Annotated in this window: 1 protein-coding gene; it reads left to right on the forward strand. The window is 44.3% G+C overall.

The window, feature by feature from the left end:
- Positions 1–756, forward strand: a 756-nt coding sequence (locus IV64_RS07365) for an IS30-like element ISLsa1 family transposase (RefSeq protein WP_057706633.1), incomplete at both ends; no start/stop codon positions are given.

The raw sequence follows: 756 nt of genomic DNA on the forward strand, positions 1-756 counted from the left end.
CAGAATTAGCTCAGCAAGATGCAGATCGCAAAAGGCGGAATTGCGGTCGTCGTTCGATGCTGACGGCAGCATTAGCGACTTTAATTACCAATCACTTACGATTAACCTGGTCACCAGAAACCATTGCGGCCGCTTATAACTTGAGCACTGCGTCAATTTATAATTGGCTTAATCGTGGCTGGCGCCCCTTCAAATTGACTGATCTACCCAATCGGAATGTCCGCCAGCACCGAGTGAGCGAAAATCGTGGGAAATTTACAAGTGGGACTTCCATCGAACAACGGCCAACAACTGTTAATCAACGGTTAGCTTTTGGTCATTGGGAAGTAGATACGGTGCTTTCTAGTCGAAGTGAGTCACGATCATGTCTGGTTACATTCGTAGAACGTAAGACCCAACTTCTATGGGCCATCAAAGCCCCTAATAGAACGGCTAAGGCTCTAAACACCGCCTTTGGCAAGTTTATGGGGGCCTTCGGTCCCCAAGTAAAATCCATTACTGTTGATCATGGTAAAGAGTTTGCCAATTATCAGGCCTTAGAACAGGATTATCAGATCAAAGTTTATTTTTGCCATCCATATTCACCATGGGAGCGAGGTTCCAATGAATATTTTAATAGACGGTTACGCTGGTTCTTCCCGAAAAAGACCAATTTTAGCCAAGTAACGACTGATGAGATCCTAGCAGCACTTGAACTAATTAATCAACGACCATTAAAAATACATCATCAACAGACTGCCATTGAAAGATTCCGGG

The sequence above is a fragment of the Lactiplantibacillus xiangfangensis genome, from assembly GCF_001438845.1.
Taxonomy (GTDB): Bacteria; Bacillota; Bacilli; order Lactobacillales; family Lactobacillaceae; genus Lactiplantibacillus; species Lactiplantibacillus xiangfangensis.